This window comes from Sodalis sp. C49 (assembly GCF_046352915.1).
Lineage (GTDB): Bacteria > Pseudomonadota > Gammaproteobacteria > Enterobacterales > Enterobacteriaceae > Acerihabitans.
On sequence record NZ_CP163303.1, the window covers coordinates 626185 to 646162 of the forward strand.

11 protein-coding genes and 1 pseudogene are annotated in these 19978 nt (G+C 49.5%); 5 read left to right on the forward strand and 7 right to left on the reverse strand.

The features are described from left to right. Window positions 1–2: 2 nt before the first annotated feature. The gene (locus ABUK12_RS02745; RefSeq protein ID WP_410014844.1) at window positions 3–3503 is read right to left on the reverse strand and encodes a DEAD/DEAH box helicase; all 3501 of its coding nucleotides are present in this window, start codon (window positions 3501–3503) and stop codon (window positions 3–5) included. Next, complete coding sequence (locus tag ABUK12_RS02750) at window positions 3490–4266, reverse strand: DUF1837 domain-containing protein (protein WP_410014845.1); 777 nt, start codon at window positions 4264–4266, stop codon at window positions 3490–3492. The genes ABUK12_RS02745 and ABUK12_RS02750 overlap by 14 nt, the downstream gene beginning before the upstream one ends. A 228-nt stretch (window positions 4267–4494) precedes the next feature. Here ABUK12_RS02750 and ABUK12_RS02755 point away from each other — a divergent pair, with 228 nt between their 5' ends. The 5 genes and pseudogenes from ABUK12_RS02755 (at window position 4495) to ABUK12_RS02775 (ending at window position 13205) form a co-directional block, all read left to right on the forward strand. Further along, the gene (locus tag ABUK12_RS02755; protein WP_410016811.1) at window positions 4495–5787 is read left to right on the forward strand and encodes a hypothetical protein; all 1293 of its coding nucleotides are present in this window, start codon (window positions 4495–4497) and stop codon (window positions 5785–5787) included. Window positions 5788–6379: 592 nt separating this feature from the next. Beyond that, a complete protein-coding gene (locus ABUK12_RS02760; RefSeq protein WP_410014846.1) occupies window positions 6380–7327 on the forward strand; it encodes an ArdC family protein in 948 nt (315 codons plus the stop codon). 604 nt (window positions 7328–7931) lie between these two features. Beyond that, a pseudogene (locus ABUK12_RS02765) lies at window positions 7932–9210 on the forward strand (IS3 family transposase). Then, window positions 9194–11569 (forward strand): AAA family ATPase, encoded by a 2376-nt coding sequence (locus tag ABUK12_RS02770; protein ID WP_410014847.1) that lies wholly within the window; start codon window positions 9194–9196, stop codon window positions 11567–11569. The pseudogene ABUK12_RS02765 and the gene ABUK12_RS02770 overlap by 17 nt, the downstream one beginning before the upstream one ends. 388 nt (window positions 11570–11957) lie before the next feature. Further along, window positions 11958–13205, forward strand: coding sequence for a hypothetical protein (locus ABUK12_RS02775; protein ID WP_410014848.1), 1248 nt, complete (start codon window positions 11958–11960; stop codon window positions 13203–13205). Between the two features lie 591 nt (window positions 13206–13796). On the opposite strand, the gene ABUK12_RS02780 is transcribed toward ABUK12_RS02775, so the two are convergent. The 5 genes from ABUK12_RS02780 to ABUK12_RS02800 form a co-directional block, all read right to left on the reverse strand. Beyond that, window positions 13797–14084, reverse strand: coding sequence for a hypothetical protein (locus ABUK12_RS02780; RefSeq protein ID WP_410014849.1), 288 nt, complete (start codon window positions 14082–14084; stop codon window positions 13797–13799). Between the two features lie 30 nt (window positions 14085–14114). Then, on the reverse strand, window positions 14115–15005 hold the full coding sequence (locus ABUK12_RS02785) for an SIR2 family protein (protein ID WP_410014850.1): 891 nt from the start codon (window positions 15003–15005) through the stop codon (window positions 14115–14117). A 1100-nt stretch (window positions 15006–16105) separates the two neighbouring features. Continuing rightward, a complete protein-coding gene (locus ABUK12_RS02790) occupies window positions 16106–16390 on the reverse strand; it encodes a hypothetical protein (RefSeq protein ID WP_410014851.1) in 285 nt (94 codons plus the stop codon). 99 nt (window positions 16391–16489) lie between these two features. Beyond that, window positions 16490–17236, reverse strand: a complete 747-nt coding sequence (mobC, locus tag ABUK12_RS02795) for a MobC family replication-relaxation protein (RefSeq protein WP_410016812.1) — start codon at window positions 17234–17236, stop codon at window positions 16490–16492. An 11-nt stretch (window positions 17237–17247) separates the two neighbouring features. After that, the gene (locus ABUK12_RS02800; protein ID WP_410014852.1) at window positions 17248–19122 is read right to left on the reverse strand and encodes a type IV secretory system conjugative DNA transfer family protein; all 1875 of its coding nucleotides are present in this window, start codon (window positions 19120–19122) and stop codon (window positions 17248–17250) included. Window positions 19123–19978 lie beyond the last annotated feature (856 nt).

The window sequence follows — 19978 nt, forward strand, 5'->3', positions numbered from 1 at the left end:
TTTTAGGCGTCGGCAGCCGGCCAACGCAACTTTCCGCGGCCGACGCGTAGAGCATCCACGAGCCGGGTTTTGCCCGGCAACCGTCCCGAGAATAGGCTGGGCTTGGGATCAACCGCTGGCTTCCTGAAGACGGCGATCCGCTGGTAGTCGGGGGTTGCCAGCCAAGTCCGCGCGTCCCCTTCGTCGGTGAGGATTCGATAGAGGCCAGCGGGCGGGGAGGACTCGGTATCGAGTAGGCGCTTGTAGCGTTCGACTGACCATTTCTGGATGCCTCCGCTGAGAGCTTCGGTTCGGAAGCGTGCCCATAACGCGGAGGTGTCGGGTGTTGGCCAGTCGCCTGCGTCGGTTTTGGCCGTAATCTCGTCGGATTCAAGCCAGGCCCGCATTTCTGCGGGCGTGACGAAGAGTGGCTCAGCATCTTCGATGGCCGCCATTGCCGCGCGCCGTGACGGCAGGCCTGCGCGGATCAGCATCGCCATCATGAACTGGGGGACACCGGTTTCGACCGCAGCCGCAGCACCGCCCGCCACCGTATCCGGCGACCAGCCGAAGGACATGCGCCGGGTGCGGACGGCTTCTAGCGCCCAGACTAGCCGATAGGTGAAGGCATCTTCGACCGCCCGCATGTTCTGCGGTCCGATCTTGGAGACTTCTTCCCCGGACACCCAACTACGTAGGATAGCTTTCCAGTTCGGCGGCAGCGCGTTCGCCTTGTCAGGGATGAAAGGCCGCATGAACAGCAGGCGTTCGCCGAGTCCGCCGAGAGCATCGGCGAGTTCGTGGATGTCGCCGCTCAACGCTGCACTGTCTGCCCTGTCGATGAGTTCGGCCAGCTCGTCCGCCATAGCGTCGATGAGGAGGCCAGCTTCGAGCCCGACTCCCATCGCGAAATGCCCGCGTCGCGTTGGGGTGGTGGTGGCTTTCCAGATGAGACCAGCGCGTGCTTCGAATACCTTCCGGTGCAGGGAAGCGACATCCTCGTCCTCCCGAGCAATTTGGCGAGCCCAGAGTGACCCCCTGAGCGCCTCGTCTAGAAGCTTAGGTAGATCGGCGCGATCAGCATCTAGGGCTTCGATCAGACCGAATACGGTGGCATCGAGGCGTTCGACGAGCTGAGACAGGGGCTCCTCGTCGATGGTTTCCTCCTCGTCGTCCGTCTCGTCTTCATCGTCGGTGGTAGCGTCGTATTCCACTGCGGCGGCCAGTCGTTCTGCCACCCCTGCTTCTTCGTCAAGTGACCTCCAAGCCTCGCGGGCGTTGGCGAGATATTCCCAGGCGTCATCTCTATCCAAGACGCCCTCGCGCGATAGACGCTCAAGGATTTCGGCAACGATCTGGATAAGGCCGCTTTTAAGCGTCCTAGCCTTGGCAGAGGCGACCAGTTCCCTCCATTCTTTCTTTCGCCATTTGATTTTGTCGAACATGACATGGACGATCAGCCCCTCGACATCGACGAATGCACGTCCGGCGCGGCCGGCCACGTTCGCGAACTCCTCGCCTTTGATCTTCTCGGAGGCGCGATATAGCGCGGGCACAAGCAGCACGGCAGCGTTGAGATTGAGGCCCTGCGCGAGCGTCGGCGAAGCGACAATGACCTTTAGCGCTCCTTCGGATAGGAGCAGTTCCAGTTCGCGTAGGAACGGGCTCGGCAGTCGGCCGTGATGAATGGCAACGCCCACCTTCAGGCTGGCCACGGCTGGGTGATTCTCGCCCAACCATTCCTTTCCGACTTCCAGGGCGCGGGCGATTGGAGCCTCGTCTTCCAGCAACGAGTCCAGATAGCCGCGCTTGCAGAGGTCCACGACTTGTTTGCCGTAGCTCTCGACCCAGTTTGCTTGGGTAGAGAAGATCAAGGTGCGCTTGCCCTGGCTCGCGAACTCCCATGCCGCGAACAGAGCGAGGTGCGAGTTCTTGCGTGGATAGGGCTTCTTCTCCTTCCCGAGCGCTGGTTTTTCCGCGACGAATTTGTCAAGGAAGGGGCCATCGTCGTCTAGATCGAGCCGTAGCAACGCGTCCTTCCCTCGCCAAGTAAGCACGCCGAATCTCTGGCGCGTTGGGCGCCAGTCGGAACGCACAGGCTCCCCGGGTTCGTCGGAACGAATCCATGCGGTAAGGTCGTCGAGTTCGTCGCCGCTTGGCAGGATCGCGGAAAGGCAAACTATTCGGCGCTCTGCCGCATCCGTGCGCCGAAGTAGGCGCTGCACGAGCGTCTCATAGCGGATTTCGCGCTCACTAGGACCGATCATGTGGCCTTCGTCGAGGACGATCAGGCCGACATCGTCAATCAGCGTCTGGTCGCTTCTCAGAGCGAAGTCGAGTTTTTCGGGCGTCGCAATGATGATCTCCCGTGTGCGGAGGGCGTCTTCATCACCGGCCGAAAGGCCGCTGGCGCCGTAGAGAGAAGAGACACCAAATCCTAGTGGCGCGAAGGTCTTCCTGAAAGATCGTTCGGTCTGGGCCGAAAGAGCGCGCAGCGGTGTGACGATTAGCACCCGGCGTGCGGAGGATAGGGTCATTAACGCGGCAATCTCTGCCACTCGTGTTTTGCCCGCGCTGGTCGGCAGGGCGACGACCAGATCGTCCGTGACGTCTGTGGAGCGCTGGGCGGCTTCGCGCTGCGATGGCCATAGCTCCACCTCTGAGGTCTTGCGGGCGTAAAGTGAAGATATAAACAACCGCCGCAGGTCGGGATATTTTTCCTCCGCACCCTCGGGTGGCTCAGTCGGCAAATTCTGGTGTAGCGAGTGTTGCCACAAGTCGTCGATCAGGTGACGGCAGAGGTTCGAGATCCACCACAGCGGGACGTTCTCAGCGTTGTTGGCAAGCCCGACAGCGGTGGTAAGGAGCCCTCGTGCGGCTTCGATCGGCTCGACCTCGCCCGTCTCAAGCGCGAAGTCGAAAAATGCCAGGGCACGGCAGATCGTCGTATTGAGAATTGTCGACAGCACTTCGTCGACGTCAGCGTCTCCGCCCTGCAGTGCCGCCGCGAGCTGCTCATCGCCGTGAGCCCCATCATCCAACCAGTCGCGAACGAAGCCGCGAAGTTGGTCGAGATCGCGCAGTATCAGGTGTCGGATCGCTATTTCGCCGGGTGAGACGTTAAGGTCTTCCTCTGTCTCGTTGAAGATTGAAAAGGCGACGGCCGAGAAGCCGGCTAGATGGTAGGCTGCAGCAGCAATGGTGCGGCGGAATCCGCGATCAGGCGACTCTGGATTACCATTGCGCACCAGGGCTTCGAAGGCGTTGGCTGCGCGCTCAAAGGCCTTGCCAGTGAGTTCCGAAGCACCAGCCTGAGCCCGCAGTGCCATTGCGCCTCGAAGCAGGGCAAAACCGTGCTCGGCAAGATCTGTTTCGATGGTTGCGCCAAGCGGCGGAGCGTTTTGCGGCAATACGCCATCCTCGCGCATCAACGACCAAGCTGCACCGCGATAGAGGAGGCGCCCGAGAATACCGTCAACTGTAGCGGCCGTCAGGAAGGTGCTTAATTCTTCAGTCGTCTCCAAGATCTTCCGCCTCTAGGTACATTGCCGCAATGAAATCCTGATGGTCTTCGACGTGAATGTTCACGACGTAGTGGTCCCTGTTGACTCCAGCGGCTTCAAGGTTCTCTTTCAGGGATGCGTGAGGGCCGTTACCCGAAACGGTGAAGAGCATGTGGTCGATGCGATCGGCTCGCATAGATTTAAGACCCACTTCGTCGCGAAGGTCGCGACCCAGTGCGTTATCGCCAGCATCGTTGCTCTCCAGCAGGCGATTGGCGACGAACAGCAGCGAGTCAGGCGTGCAGCGGCCATTGTCGCGGTCGAGGACCTTGCGGGCGGCGGTGACCGTGGTTTTGCCAAGCTTCTGGTTACTTTTAGCTTCACCTTTTAGCAGCCAGAGCTTATTGCCTTGGTAGCCCGCGCCGATGAAGTCATCGCCGCGCATGGCCATGTTACGGCCGTCCTTGTAACGGAGCCGGCGCACGGGTACCCGCATACCGATTTCTTCCTCCACTAGTTCAGTCGCAAGGATTTCGCCGAGGTCGCCAGAGCGGCCCTTGGGGGTATTAGGCATTGCCTCGCTGAGGATCTTGGCAGCAACCTTGTATCCTAGTCGCCCTACGTCATCTGCGATGCGTTCAAGTCGGTCGTAGTGCGAGCGAATGGTCTCAGCAAGGTCCTCGCGGATATCATCGCGGCCGCCGTCCTTCTCGACATACGTCCAGTAATACTTGCGTTCATCATTTTCTTTAATGGACTCACACCACTTCTCATATAGCCCCACGGCGCTTCTCCCGATCAATCAGTTCTGATAACGTCAAGATTTTCCCGATTCGAAATCGGCTTATTGAAAGAACCCATCGTCAGCGCTTTACCACGTATCTTGCAAAATGGCGTCAATCTCTTCCCGCTCAGTTTCAGTCGCGCCAATCAATGGGAAGCCGCTCAGATTTCTTTCAATCACCAACAGGCAAAGATTTCTGATAATGTACCCTATAGGAGGGGAGACGCAATGTCAGAGATTAATCCACACGATGCCGCGCAGACTTTGCCCCAGGATCGGGAAACGCTGTACCACTTGGTCTGGAGCGAGCCCGCGGAACGTATAACTGTGTTGTATGACATCAGTACTGAGTTACTGGCAAAACGATGCAGCGAAATGCGGATACCCAGGCCGCTTGCCGGTTACTGGAAGGCACTTGCGCATGGGACTGCACCTGCAATTCCAGCTCTGCCCGCTCTGAGAAATGGTAAGGCGGAAAAGGTACGCGAGAATGACAATTCATCAATGCAATTTCCTGCCATTACGGTATCAAAATCAGCATATTCAGTCGCCCCAAAGCAAGCTTCTGTTACGAGTAATGGCTATGGATTGATAAATGATCTCAAAACGTATCTGCCAGTCTCTTCGGTTACAGAAGATGGCTATTATAAACCTGCGAAAAAGAAATTACTGGATCTCAACGTTTCTGATACGGGATTTGAGCACGCAATTGAGTTCCTGAGCCGGTTCATTGAAGCTCTGGGGAAAAAGGGTTATCGGGTAACGCTGGATGCTCCGGGAGAAAGGCTAAATCGTACGGATATTAATATTAAGGAAGATCTAAAAGCGGGAGGATATCGCTGGGAGAATTTATGGCGGCCTTATACGCCAAGTATTATTTGTGTCGGTGATATGTACTTTGCGTTTAATCTTGCTGAAATGACGGAGTATGTTCCGGCGAAAAAAGTCAAAAACCGCTATATTCGTGACGAACAGATGGGACGGTGGATTCGGGGGGGAAATAGTGAGTCTTTGATACACGTATCAAAACATACTCTACCTACCGGGCGATTTCTATTGCAGCTTTACTCGCCTTATTCTTCCGCAGAATGGTTGGTACAGTTCCGGCAGACGAAACAGTGCGGGTTAATTAGCCAGATCCCTAAGATGATTTCGGCGATGCAGGAGGCTGTTCCGCTAATTTCAAAGCAGCTAGAAGAGGCCAGAATCAAAGCTGAGGAGCGGTGTGTCCAGCGTGAGCGGGAATTAGCCATATATCTTGAAAAGGAGCGGATAGGTCGGGAACAGGAAGCTTACCGTGCCAGCCGTGCCGAGCTCAAATCTATTATGGTTCAGTGGGCTGAAGATAAACGGCTGGAACAGTTTTTTCACGAAGCAGAATCAGATACGGCAACGCTTGATGTTGAGCAAAAGGTGCAGGTTATGAAACGGCTACAACTGGCTCGCCAGTTCCTGTCAGAGGATACGGCGATTGAAAGGTTGCTGAAGTGGAAAACGCCGCAAGAGCGCTTAATAAAATAATAATATTATTATTCAGTAGGTTATAGGTTTCAGGGGTGAGGCGTGTCATTCAGCGCAAAATATTACTGGCTGACGGTTAGGTTCAAGCAATGAGTATTTTAATACTACCACCCTTAATCAGCCGCTCGCTATACATCTCTTTAATTGGGATTTGTAGTACGGCAGCAGTCCGGTCCCCTGCATACGAATATCGGATATCCAGAGCGATTATACCGGTTGTAGCCGTTGCGTATTGATTAAAAGCAGGATTATGAAGTCCGCTACTCTTTAAAACCGACTGACAGTTCAGGTCTGAACTAATAGCGTTAAATCAAAACCCCAAACCCCAAAATCCAAAATCCAAAATCCAAAATCCAAAATCATTTCACCGCTGCGAACCAAGGGGCGCTACGCCCGGCTATGTAGGTCATATCTTTTCCCTCCGTGTAATTTCCGTTCCCGTAACAGCTTCCGGTTAATCGTTCCCCAACATAACCCGTCCCACAAGGGTAAATGGCACGCATACTGCGCCCTTGCAGGCCGGAACGATGCAGGGAAAGCGAACCGTCAGGCGATACGAAGACGAAAATCACACCACTGACGGAGAAAAACCATGACTATTTCCCTGCATACTCAGACTAGCGCCCCTAACACCGCATCGGCAACCAGCGTATCCCCGCTGGACCCGTCAGGCTCCTCAAAAACGAAATTTTCAAGAACCAAAATCGATATTTATCAAAACGTAACTGACAGCATCATTTCTGCCCTTGAAACAGGTGTTAAGCCGTGGTCCCGCCCGTGGCAGCGCGTACCGGGCATGTCAGGATTACCTTCAAACTACGCGACTGGTGCTACTTACAGTGGAATGAATATCATGTTGCTATGGTGCAGTGCCTCAAAACAGAGATTCAGTGATTCGCGCTGGATGACCTACAAACAGGCAAAAGTGGAAGGCGGGCAGGTACGCAAGGGAGAACACGGCACTACTGCCATTTTCTATACCACGCTGGAAAAGGAAAATGACGACGGAGACACTGACTATATTCCGATGCTGAAAACTTTTACCTTGTTTGATGTTGAGCAAATTGACGGTTTGCCTCTGAGTGACGAAGCAGTTTGCCCGGCAGCAGAGACCTTTGAGCCGTTACCGCGTGCGGAAGCGCTTTTGCGTAACAGTGGTGCAACCATCATTGAGAAAGGTCAAAACGCCTTTTTCCAACCCTCTAACGATGAAATCTGGCTACCGGAACGGTACCTTTTTTCTGATGCCGCCAATTTCTACGCCACCGGCCTGCATGAGCTGATTCACTGGAGCGGGGTAAAAAGTCGGCTGAACCGTGAAATGAAAGGGAAGTTTGGCAGTGAGGATTATGCTTTTGAGGAGTTGATCGCCGAGCTGGGAAGCGCGTTCCTGATGGCGGATCTGGGTATCGCAGGAGAGGTTCAGCATGAAAGTTATATTGCTTCCTGGCTGAAAGCACTGAAGAACGACAAACGCTTTATTTTCAAAGCTGCCAGTGCGGCATCAAAAGCACATCGTTATTTGATGGATAAAGCCTGAGGGCAGGGGCAAGAAGCCGCAAAGGAATGTGGCTTTAACATAATATGGTAGTGGGTGGAGTAGCGGTGGTGTTAGGGGGTATCATTCCACTGCGAATTTTCCTGGCACCGGATGCCAGGAAAATTCGCAGGCTGCGGGGCGGGCGGCAAAGAGCCCGTCAACCCTTTAAATGTATAGGCTCCGACTTGATCCGGCGGTGCTCTTTGTTAGAAAACGATTCAACCTGACAGTCGACAACGAACGAACAGCGGACATTGTCTGAACTGGGAGGTAAGCTCTAAAATGAGTGACACAATTTGCAGGAATACTTATAGCATCCCTAACCTGTAGCGTAGGCAAAACTGCACCGGTCTTACTCCTCCTTTATACCTCTGGCCTTTACATAAATCACCATGCCGTATATGTTTATCAAGCCAATAGCTTTCATATGATAGTAAAATGTTTAGGTAGTCGTTCAATTGCCTAGACCTTCAGAATTTTACTGAGCAGCGGCCAAATTAGCGCCGTTGCGTGTGTATTAGCCCCCTGATGATCCATACACTTTGACCCGCCTAAAATAAGAGGTAGGCTTGGAACTATGTTCAAGACTGGTCAAAGCGAAATCATGGGTACTGTTCTTACTGAGCCAGAGCGACGCCGTCGTCGCACTCCGCAGGAGAAGATCGCCATCGTTCAGGAGACCTTCCAGCCAGGAAGCTCCGTTTCTCTTGTCGCTCGTCGTCATAATGTGAATGCTAATCAAGTCTTTAAATGGCGTAAGCAATACCAGGATGGCAGCCTGACGGCAGTCTCTGCCGGCGAAGAAGTTGTGCCGGCTTCTGAGTTAAACAGTGCCATGAAACAGATCCGTGAACTCCAGCGTCTCCTGGGTAAGAAAACCATGGAAAATGAGATCCTTAAGGAGGCGGTAGAATACGGCAAAGCAAAAAAATGGATTGCGCACGGACCCTTATTGCCCGGGGACGACGAGTAAAACCAGTGAGTGAAGCTCTGGGTGTGTCGCGTGCGCAGCTCTCGCTTTATCGTTATCGGCAGGCGGACTGGCAGGACGGTCGCATGCAGCGGCATCAGGATGACGCCGAATTACTGGAACACATCCGTGCCGAAGTTGCCGACCTTCCGAGTTATGGCTATCGACGCATCTGGGCTAATCTGCGCCGCCGTTCGGAGCAGGAAGGTCTGCCGAGGGTGAACGCAAAACGGGTATGGCGCGTGATGCGTGACAACGGCTTGTTGTTAGAGTCGAAACCCCGTCCCACACCGGATACCCGTCGTCACACAGGCCGGGTGGCGGTGGCCGAAAGCAATCGGCGCTGGAGTTCGGATGGCTTCGAGTTCCGCTGCGATAACGGCGAAAAGCTGCGGGTCACCTTCGCCATCGACTGTGGCGACAGGGAAGCCTTGGACTGGGCGGCCAGCACCGGCGGTTATGACAGCGATACGGTACAGGACGTTATGCTACGCTCAGTTGAACGCCGGTTCGGGCAAAACCTGCCGACAGCGCCCCTCGAATGGCTGACGGATAACGGTTCGGCCTATCGTGCCGATGAAACCCGGAGCTTCGCTAAAATGCTGGGCCTGGAGCCCCGAACGACCGCGATCAGAAGTCCACAAAGTAATGGTGTAGCAGAAAGCTTCGTTAAGACGATGAAGCGTGATTATATCGGTATGATGCCAAAACCGGACAGCCAGACGGCAGTGTTAAACCTGTCGTTAGCGTTCGAACATTACAACGAATATCACCCGCACAGCGCTTTAGGATATCGCTCACCAAGAGAATATCGGCGCAGGGGGAAACCATCAACCTAAGCGGGAATAGGTGCATGGATATATGGGGTCAAAACCAGCGTGCAGGGATGACCCGCTATGATCGAATCAATTAGTCTCTCCAATATCGCTACCTACCGTCCTGACAAATCAGAAGTTATTAATCTCAAAAAGATTAATTTCATTTATGGAGCAAATGGAGCGGGCAAGACCACAATCAGTCGACTTATTGAGAAACCTAGCCTCTCAACAGACTCTAGTATTACCTGGCTCAGAAATATGGCAGTGCCAGCAATGATCTATAACAACGACTTCATCACTGCCAACTTCTCAGAATCCAAAGAGTTTCAGGGAGTATTTACACTCGGCAAGGCCGAGAAAGTTCAGCTCGACCGCCTCAAAGATCTTAAAGATGAAAGAAAGCGCCATGAACAGTTGAGGGCCAAGTTAATCATCTCTCTTGATGGTGAAGATGGAAAACCTGGAAAGCATGCTGAGTTGATTTCTTTGGAAGCAAAGTTGGTTGGCCGATGCTGGGAACAGAAAGTGAAGCATGATGAATATTTCAAGGGGGCATTTACTGGTTTAAGGAATAATAAGGAAGCATTCAAAGCAAGGGTTCTTCAAGAACATGAGAATAACAAATCCACCTTGGTTGATTTGGTTGATCTCAAGGCTAGAGCGGCAGTTTTATATGGTGACCAACCCTCGAAAATAGATCTTGTTTCGACCTTGGATTTATCACGGTTGATAGCATTCGAGAAAAGCCCGATTCTGGTTAAAAAGGTGGTAGGCAAAGACGATGTTAGTATATCCGCGATTATTCAGCGGTTAGGTAATAGCGACTGGGTTAGGCAGGGTATGAGATTTCTGGAGCATACGGATGAACAATGTCCGTTCTGTCAGCAGACTCTGCCCCACGACTTCGAGAAGGAACTTACTGACTACTTCGATGAGACTTTTGAGGCGGATTCGAAGGCGGTCTCTGCCCTACGTAATAATTATTTTCAAATTGCTGAGGATCTTTTGGCTCAGGCACATGTTCTGTTAGCTTTGGATTGCACAGAACTGGACAAGGAAAAACTTAATCCTAAGATTCAAGCACTGGATGCTGTTGTTCTTGTCAATAAAGGGCGGATGGACAATAAAGTTACCACTCCAAGTGCTGAGGTGTTTCTTGAGGGGCTGGAGGGTATTGAGGCTGATATTGCTGCTATTGTTAATACGGCGAATGCGAAAATAACCGAACAAAATCGCCTAGTTGCAAGCTTCACTGCTGAGCAGCGCAGGCTCACCGGAGAAGTGTGGAAATATATTGTCGATGCCGAGCTAAAGAATACCTTGGCTGATTATACCTCTGAGAAGAATAAGCTACAGAAATCTATTTCGGGCATCGCATTGAGCCGGGATAAAGCCACGGAAGATATTAATGCTACAGACGTCGATATCGATAAGATTGAGGCGGAGCTTACCAGTGTAAAGCCTACAGTAATTGCTATAAATAAGATTTTAAAAAATTTTGGATTCCTCAGCTTTTCTCTAGATCCTGCATGTGCGGATAACTCCTATAGAATTATCCGAGCGGATGGGAGAGATGCCAAGCAAACATTGAGCGAGGGCGAGAAGACCTTCGTAACGTTCCTTTATTTCTACCACCTGTTGAGAGGGAGTATTACGACATCCGGTATAACCGCCGATAGGATTGTGGTCATCGATGACCCTGTTTCTAGCCTTGATAGTGATGTGTTGTTTATCGTGAGTAGTTTGATCAAGGAGCTTTTCGCCGAAGTTAGAAAGAGTGGTAGCCATCTTAAACAAGTTGTGGTGCTTACACACAACGTGCATTTCCATAAAGAGGTCACGTACGATCAGCGCCGGAAGGCAAATACATCTCTTGCTGATGAGACATTTTGGATTGTCCGCAAACCAAATGAGTATTCGGTAATTGAGTTCCATTCAAGTAATCCAATCAGGAATTCTTATCAATTACTCTGGGCAGAGCTGAAAAGGACACCGGTGCCAGTCCTTACGTTGCAGAATACCATGCGACGGATTTTGGAGAACTATTTCAAGATTTTGGGTGGTGTCGATACGTACCACTTGGTCGACAAGTTTGAGGGTATTGAAAAGACACAATGCCAGTCTTTGATGAGTTGGGTAAACGATGGATCGCATTACGCTCCGGATGAGCTCTACGTGGCCATTAGTGACAATATGGCAGCAAGCTACCTGAAAATTTTCTTCAAGATATTCAAGGCGGCTAAGCATGATGCGCATTACAGAATGATGATGGGCGATTCATATGTTGATCTAGATCCGGAAGAGATCTCAGAGCAGCAGGCGATGACTGATGCTAAAGAAGAGGGGGGCGTTGTATTTATTGATGCCGGTGTAGTAGAGGAATCAGCCCCAGTACCGACTGTACTCAAGTCTGAGATTGCTCAGCCCGGATTCGATCAGGGTATGCCGTTTTGAAGCCTTCCGTTGACGAGCGCATCCATGAAAACATCCATCGACTAGATCAGGTTCGAAGCATCCGACCGAACGAGCGGAATGATCACTTTCCCTTGATTAAGGATAGCGTTGCAACGACCCGTTAAACTCACAGTATAAAGCGGACAAGCTTACTGAGCTGAAGGTCCGATGTGAGCGAGGAGCGGAAATTCGCGAGGCAATGCTGGTAGGAGTTAGAGGTTTGCATGAAACTCCATACATGGTAATGATTTCAGTCTCAATAATAATTGGATTGCCTAGGTTCAGGTCTCTTTAATGTGACGTCGCAGCTATAAATGGCAGTTCTTCAGGATTTATAATTAAGGTATAGTTATGAATTAACAGAAAATCGTGTTGGAGCCCCATACATATGACTATCGTTGTTGACTTGAAAGTTGCTAACTATTCCGGAAATTTTGATAGAGTCAATACATCAGGAACTCGCTATCATCCTAACCATATTAATGCTCTGGATTTGTATCGACATGCAATAGCAAATACCTCTTGGCAAATATTCACACCTACTTACTTTAGAAAGTATGGGTGGGAAGCAATTTATCGTTTCGGGATCGCCAAAAGTTTATCTCACGTGGATAATATCTTTGCACTTAATGTCTTAAATCACTTTTATTTTTTGAATCATGCTGACCATCACATGTTTTCCAATTATGTTATGCAGGGTGTTTTTCAGCAATCGGTGGGGGCATGTTTCCTACATGACGTATGTGTAAGGCACTATGGGCCCGAAAGGGTATTTCCAGATATCATGTCACGGTTGATTAAGAACCCATTATCCATGGGCGATATCAGCGATACAACCAGAGATAACAGCTATCATGTAGGGATGATATTTTCACGCTTATATGCTGAGCAGGTCTTCTCTGTCCCTTTTCTGACACATGTTCGTGATTTAAAGAAATCACATGCCGTTGTTTCTAATAATGGATTAGAACCGGATTTAGCCGGACAGGATCTACGTTTTCAATGGCATGCTTTTGAGGCTAAAGGAGCAACGAGTGAGTCATATCTCTATAGCGGGTTGAATAAGGCGAAGAGGCAGCTTACATCTTTAGTCTCAATTAATGGGGACACCAACATTACTCGTTCAGCCAGCGGTACTCTTTATAATGAAAACGGCGTGCGCACATTGTTGCGTGACCCAGAACCGACAGGAGAAACTACAATGATCCTTGATCGCTTAAGCGCCATATCATCGCACTACAAATATATAAATCTGGATACTGAATTACCCAGCAGAACTGATACGTTTGCCGCATTGCCTGATTTTATTAGTTTGCCTTACCTCAACTTTTCCGGACGCCCTTTCAGGATGTCAATACACAGAAATATGTTAAATTTATTACGTGAAGTTGATCAAATATCACGAATCTATCCTTTATTCCCTGACGGGGAGAATACTAGAGCACTGAATAATGATGATTTAAGTGAAATAATAATGAATCGCAACTATCGTAGTTCTCATTTACAGGAACAGTACACTGAAATCGCAAGAGATATGCGTAGAGTTCTTGACCAGAATTTTGGGGAAGGGATAGGTGGGACGTTTGGTATATCTATTGGAATAGACGGTTTGTGCCTTGAATCCTTTAATTTTTGATGTAAAAACACTTTTCTTTATATCGATATTTCTAAATTATGGTTTATGTATTTACAGTAAATTACATCATGTGGAAATTGAGGGGATTTATAATTTAGGATCAGCACAAATATAATCATGGATGCCTATTTATATAGGAGTGGAAATACATCCACCCGAACTGGCTGAGCCGCAATTCATTCAAATCAACTGAATTTACAGGCGAACTGATTATAGTTAGGGGAACCGGCTTCCAGCAGCTAAAATTAGCTGGTATTATCAACTTCCGCTTCTGGCACGAAGCGGCCGACCTAACTGAGCAGAAGGTTCGCTGTGAGCGAACAGCGGGCGTTTGCAGTTGTTAACACGAACCAATACTTTAATCGAATAGTCTTCATCAACAGGGCACGGGTCGCTTCCCCTGTAAGTCCGAGTAAGCTTACCAACAGCCAGAAGCGGCGATTCAGACTTGGCAACCTAGATTAGACGGTGAAAGCCAAGGTTGCTTAAACAGTAAGTTCCTGAGGATGCATAAAATAAATAGACAGTCTTCTCTTGCTAAGTTTACTCTCAGAATAAGGTTTGCAATCGAATGCAGAGAAAGATTAAATGTTAGATGCTAAAGAACTCAATTGCTTCAGTAATGTTATTCATCATCTGCTTATCACCGTTTGTCACCGCCTGGTGCAAAAGGCCAGAGAGCATGGCATTACGTGTGTTAGCCGGTATGACACAGGGACTGAGTATTCCACGCGACTGCGGATATCCATCCCAGTGAACGCCGAGTTCTTTAGTGCCGCCGTTGTATTCGTGCTTATGATCATAGTGACCATAAATTAATACCATCCCATCATCTTCATGGAATGGTTTAGAATTTTTCCAGTACGAAATCATGTTCATTTTTGATTCCTTTAATCACAATGCGTTAAGTTAGCTTGCTGTACCCTGATTGAAGTTAGCGTTTATTTTCTTGATAGCAGACCAATACATATCCTCGAAGTTATCGCCTATTACTTCAATTGTAATAACTTTGACACTGAACGCTTCAAGCAACCCTTTCTTTTCATCACTAATGTTATGGGTATAAAAATAGATTTTGTTATTTATTGTTGCTTCAGATAAAAAGCGGGCTCGTTTATTTAGCAACCACCAGATGTCAGTCTCGCTGTAGTCTAATGAAAAACCGAGAATGTGGACATTGCTTGAGAAAAAGAGATCAACCCAGGATGTGTGACAAAATGAAAAATCCCTCAGTTTGTCTAACATGGACTTAACAGTAACGTCAACACCATTAATCTTATGTGAGTACGTACCTTTAACATATGCATCTATTTTACTCACTGAACCACAATAATGATCTAACCCAAGCATAATGGATTTAGGGTTATCTATTTCACCGTGTATATTCCAGAGAAATTTTGTATCGTTCTCTGACTCGTACATTCTCTTTCTTCTCAGGCTATAGATATCTTCTGAGCTGAGCTTTACTGGCGAAATGTTAAGTGCCTTTTCGAAAGCGTAATCATAATTAGTAGTAAGATAATGCTCAATGGGTAATGATGCTAACTCCTCAAGAACCTCATTTGGTCCTTGTTCTCGCAGTCCATTAGCTATAACATTTTTTATTTCAAGTTCATCTTTTTTTTCGCTTCTATCTGGCGCATGTTTTTCCAGAAAGATTCGTTCATACACCATAGTGTTTGGCAGTTGCCCGCTTTCGAATTTGTTGATGCCTTTTATATTATCCAGCAAATCACTCCAGGTGACGTGATTTTCAGAAAGCCTGTTTATTCCATTACCAAAAAAAAGAGTGTTTGCCATATGTACCATTTGTTTTTAGCCAGTTAACTATGTTCTTAAATTCAATATTTTAAAAAAACATTCGTGAACCACGATCATTGCTTTTCATTAGTAGCGTGAAGAGATCAAGTGCTCGCTCGTAATTAATTTTATGTTTCCCGTGTGGTGTCGCCTCTATGAACATCCGCATTTCCTGGGGGGAGAACGAGAATTTTTTCGGCAGTTTAAGCATCCTTTTTACTGTTCCATCTGCTGAATTACACTGGTCACAAATTAGTGTTTCAGGAAACCGAGACACGCCTAAACCCATGTAGTCAGTAGAATGGTCGTGGTGTTTGTGTAACGCTGCAACCCAATCCATAAAAGCGGCCGGTGTATTCGGGAATCTGAGGGTCCATCTCATGATCTGAAATTTGCTGCGTCCACACCCAGGGCAGATCCAGTTGTCTCCCGTTGCTTTCCATAGTCTATGATAATGGAGTCCAGTGTGGTTCCGATAATCTTCGTATGTAGGCGTTTTGTTCTTCATTATTTCACTGGCGCTCCACTTTTACGGCACTTTTGCGGTTGGGTTGCCATTCAGGATGGCTGGAACATCGTTGTAATCTGTAAGCAATAGCACACATGTGAGCACAGATATGACTACTCTAGAGCTGTCCTAAATCATCATCCAATGTGGCTATACGCTGGATTATGTCGTACAAAACGGGCCTCTCCGTCACCAGGTGAAAACCACAAGAACATAAATAGCGGCTCTTTCCGGGCGAGGATTTGTCAGAGGTCAACAATTCGCTTCCCACTAGCTAGGGGAAATTTTCCCGCTGGCAGCACATAGGGTACGGCAAAGGCTTTTCTGCAGGTTTCACTGTGGCAAAAATAATCGCCCGTCAAAACTATTGCATCCGTATTGGGCATGCTTACAAAGGCAGCTTCCCTTTCATTTTTCTACCATACCTACTTAAGAAGTATGGAATTAATAATTATCACAATCGCAGATAGATGGCTATAGATCCGTTTCATTCACTGTGTAACTCTCAGGGTTCGAATGACTATACCTACCCAGAGCAGCCTGTCAGATGAGGTTTGGCCCTGTGTCGTAGTTGTGCCAGGTCAAGTCTGAGCTAATACAAGTCAGTATCTTTCTGGAGCGTCTGCAGCCGCTGCTCCAGGCAATCTAGTCTTTCTTCGAGGCCATGACTTTGCTGCTCAATATCTTCCAGCGTTTCTGACAGAAGATCACGTAGCAGCACAAAATTTGCGTGCAGGGCATATACAAAATCGTTGCCGCGTTCCAATAATGCTTCGCGCGGTATGTCCCGCAATGCGGAATGCGTCATCCATGTGACCAGCGCTTTTGCGCTCATTTCGGTCAGTACGTCCAAAAGTCGGTCAGTTTCTCTGTTCATTCTGGAGTCCTGTATGTTCTGATGTCGGGGGAGTATTTCGGAAGGGCATTACTTCCGGTCATTGCGCAGCGGGTTGGGGCAGTTGGTGATACAGAACAACTATATGCAGTTGCCTAAATCGAGCCGTTGCAACTCGTCGAGCGTATAGATGCGGAAGACATTCCGGTGGCGGGTTTCCAGCGGGATGTGTTGATGGTTAACGATGACGTGCCGGATGCTGTCAAACAGCCGTTCAAGACCGCGCTTTTTCTGCGGGTCCGGCACGATATAAAAAACGTAAATCCAGTTTTTACGTGTCCGCGCCAGCAAATGGCTGGCGATGATCGACTGGTAACGGGCTTTGGTTTTCAGACGGCGCTCGGTCTCAATGGCGATCACGGTGCCGCTGGGCAGGGTGATCAACCCGTCCGGGCGGTGACTGACCTGATAACGGCTGAGGAAGGTTGTGCGATCGCCGTTTATCCATCCGGATGCGCCTTTTTGCTCAAGGATAATCCGGGCTGCCTGATTATCAAGGTGATGCTCCAGCGTCCAGCCGGTGATTTTTGAAGGCTCAAACCGCGCCGGAAAAAGCACATCGTCGGGGATTAACACAACGACCAGTCCGTCACTGGTTATGCCCCACAATGAAATTTTCATGGTGCGCGATACCAGGACGTGCTTTTGTATTAAGCCCATGCCCTCGACTTTTGAAAGCAGGGAATACAGCGATTTATGATCTCTGAAGCCGAATAGCAGCATCAGTGTTTTAAAGTCACTGTACGTTTCTTCTTTCAGGAAATTCAGCAGTCGTTGTATTTTTTCGCGGTGTCGCATCTGGCGTTCGCGGTATGTGGTGATAAGCATCATTACCCCCATTAATAATCCAGCAATGACGGGTTATCCTCTTTATAGGCATTCGGCATTGTCGTGTCTTTTTCGCCCGTCTCATCAAAAAAAAGATCGGGCCACGTTGTGGTGATATCCGGTGTTGATGCGGGGCCGGGGGATATTCCCTCCTCGCTAAAATCCAGGGTGATATTTACCGTTGCGGCGGTGGCGGCAATCGCGGGCGACACGGCACAGATCTCCAGTTCGCGTTTTTTCACCTTGATGGGCGAAATCAGAGAAGCAGAGGGGAGTGCTTTTGTCGTGAAAATGAAGCTGACAAAATCAGGTAAGTTCAGGATCATATTGCTGTCGGTAAAGAAACGTTCCGCCTGCCTGATGGTGCGTTCACTGTCGATAGTCTCTGTCAGCACGGCATCGGTTTTTGCTTTGCGGACTTCATCATCGACTAATATAGTGCCTGACATCCTGGCCACCCATTCCGCGGTGTCCGGGTCCATGACACGATAAACCAGTTTGAATTTGGCATTTTCAACGACCGCGCCGACAACGGCGTCGCCTTTCAAATCTGCCGGACAGTCTTTTAAATCGGCAATCGACTGATGGTCCATAATAATATGCACGCCTTTATCGCGTGCGGCGCCTAAACCTTCCAGCGCGGGCCTGGATAAATGGTATTTCAGTTCGGAAAGATAAATAGCAATGGGGCGGGGCACGTCTTTCACTCGCTCGCGCCTTTCTGCCAGCTGGTACAGGCGAACCAGCAGCATGCGCTGCGCGGTAATGATTTTGCTGTTGCGCATTGAACCAATTACATAACAGCAACCGCCTTTCTCAAATATCGTATTAAGCGAAAATCCGGTGGGGGCATTAATGGCATTGAGCAAGGCCAGCTCTTCAATTTTTCCGAAAAAGGCTTTTATCTTATCGGCAATACCCTGAACGTAGTCTCCGTTATAAACATCCCGAATGGTTGCGGTAGTATTCCGGGTGACAAACTGCGCGGCTATCCGGGCCGCTTTCCGGTCGTCAATGCGATAAAAGTCCGACTCCTGACCTTTTTCCGCCAGACTGAAACCAGCAACAAAAAGCTCTTCCAACTCATCGGCGGTGATCTCTTCAATCAGGTTTAACTGGTGTTGGGGTTTTCGCAGGTCAATCAGGGCAAAAGGTTTCCCAGCATCCTCACAGGCTTTCCGGTAAAGGTGCGGTGCCCATTCATCATCCTTGGGGTCCATCACAAATACGCCTTCGCCGGCCAGAACACTTTGATATAGTAATATGCCGGTGGCAACGCCCTTACCAGCACCGGTGGTGCCGATAATATCCGCGTGTTGTTTTTGCCAGTCTTTTAACGGCAGGTACATCGGCTGAATATCGCGGTCAATGCCGATAAATAACCCTTTGTTCAGGTCGATATAATCCAGCGGGTCATAATGCAGTGTTTCCGGCAGCAGTGATTTCACCGTACGGACATCGGTGCGTAATTCCCGTTCAAGCGTGGTTTTCCTGACGAGGCGTTTCTTTATTTTGTCTAACTCAGGTGTTAATACTCTGCGCAGCAGAATATGCAAAATAAAACCCGTTACGGTAAAGGCAATCAGCACCGGCCATGCCAGAACGGGAATGCTGGTGACTACACGGCCTTTATAAAGCCACTGGAAAATCCAGATAACAACCGGGGCCATCGTACCGCAAAGAAAACACAGTATGGAAAAAGCAATAATCAGCTTTTGCCACAACGGGGCTTTTTGCCGTTCATCGCTTTTCATCGACGCGAAAAACGGCATCGTCAGCCCCGATAACAGCGCCAGCATCAGCTGATGCTGTTGCATAAAAGCAATGAAGCTCAGCGCGCCATTCACTATCGGCGACAGTGAAACGGCCAGCTTATTCAAAATCACGATGCCTCCTTTGTCAGCAGTTCGCCCCATGACATCGCCCCATCAATTCGCCCCACGGTGTCGGGCGAAAAGGCGGGGCGAGCGTCAGGGGCGAAGAAGGTGGCCGCGTTGCGGCCATGTGCAGGAAAGCATGCTTTCCTGCACCAAACGGCGTGCGCCAGTTCATGCGGGCTGGACGCCCTTATGATATGTCGCATGGGGGTAATGTCGCGGCTGGACGCTGCGCCAAAACCCCCAACGTCCACGGCGGCACACCGTCGCCCGCTACGCGCGACCACCCCCTTTGAGACGCCGTTTTTCGCCTATTTTTTCTTTTGTCCGTTCCGGCCAAGCGAAAAAATGGGAAAACGCCTTCAAAGAGGGTGGTCGCGCCACGCTACCGGCTTTTGGCCGGAGACTTAGCCGCGACGGTGTGCGGGGCTAACGCCCCCCAAATAAACCGACGCGTGGGCGCGTCTTTTTGCTCGCTGGGGCGGCAAAATTTATTCGGCTCCCCCCAGCCAGCTCGGTTCCCCTGGGGGTGAATGCTCGCCGGTGGGTTCGGGCGACGCAAATTAGCAATTTCTTCGAAATTGAATTTACTCGCCTCACGCCACTGTTAAATTCATGCTTTGCGCATGAATTTAACAGCACAAAAGCCGCATCTGTGATTGTTGTTATCACCTTAACTGGATGCTGATTTCGATAAAATGAGATAACAATCATATAGATTTGATTTCATCGTTTAGCGGGATTTAACTGAATAGGAGTATTCTAATTTTAGTTAAAAAAACTCTTTCTGAAAGCAGTGTCGATTGCCAATGTATTATGATTTCGATATCATCGAGTCATTACCTTTGTCAAATATTATGTTGAA

Bases quoted from the DNA above. Each gene is read 5' to 3' on its own strand.
- ABUK12_RS02775 (WP_410014848.1), top strand. From the start codon at position 11,958: ATGACTATCGTTGTTGACTTGAAAGTTGCTAACTATTCCGGAAATTTT.
- ABUK12_RS02770 (WP_410014847.1), top strand. From the start codon at position 9,194: ATGATCGAATCAATTAGTCTCTCCAATATCGCTACCTACCGTCCTGAC.
- ABUK12_RS02755 (WP_410016811.1), top strand. From the start codon at position 4,495: ATGTCAGAGATTAATCCACACGATGCCGCGCAGACTTTGCCCCAGGAT.
- ABUK12_RS02780 (WP_410014849.1), bottom strand. From the start codon at position 14,084: ATGAACATGATTTCGTACTGGAAAAATTCTAAACCATTCCATGAAGAT.
- ABUK12_RS02785 (WP_410014850.1), bottom strand. From the start codon at position 15,005: ATGGCAAACACTCTTTTTTTTGGTAATGGAATAAACAGGCTTTCTGAA.
- mobC (WP_410016812.1), bottom strand. From the start codon at position 17,236: ATGCTTATCACCACATACCGCGAACGCCAGATGCGACACCGCGAAAAA.
- ABUK12_RS02760 (WP_410014846.1), top strand. From the start codon at position 6,380: ATGACTATTTCCCTGCATACTCAGACTAGCGCCCCTAACACCGCATCG.
- ABUK12_RS02790 (WP_410014851.1), bottom strand. From the start codon at position 16,390: ATGAACAGAGAAACTGACCGACTTTTGGACGTACTGACCGAAATGAGC.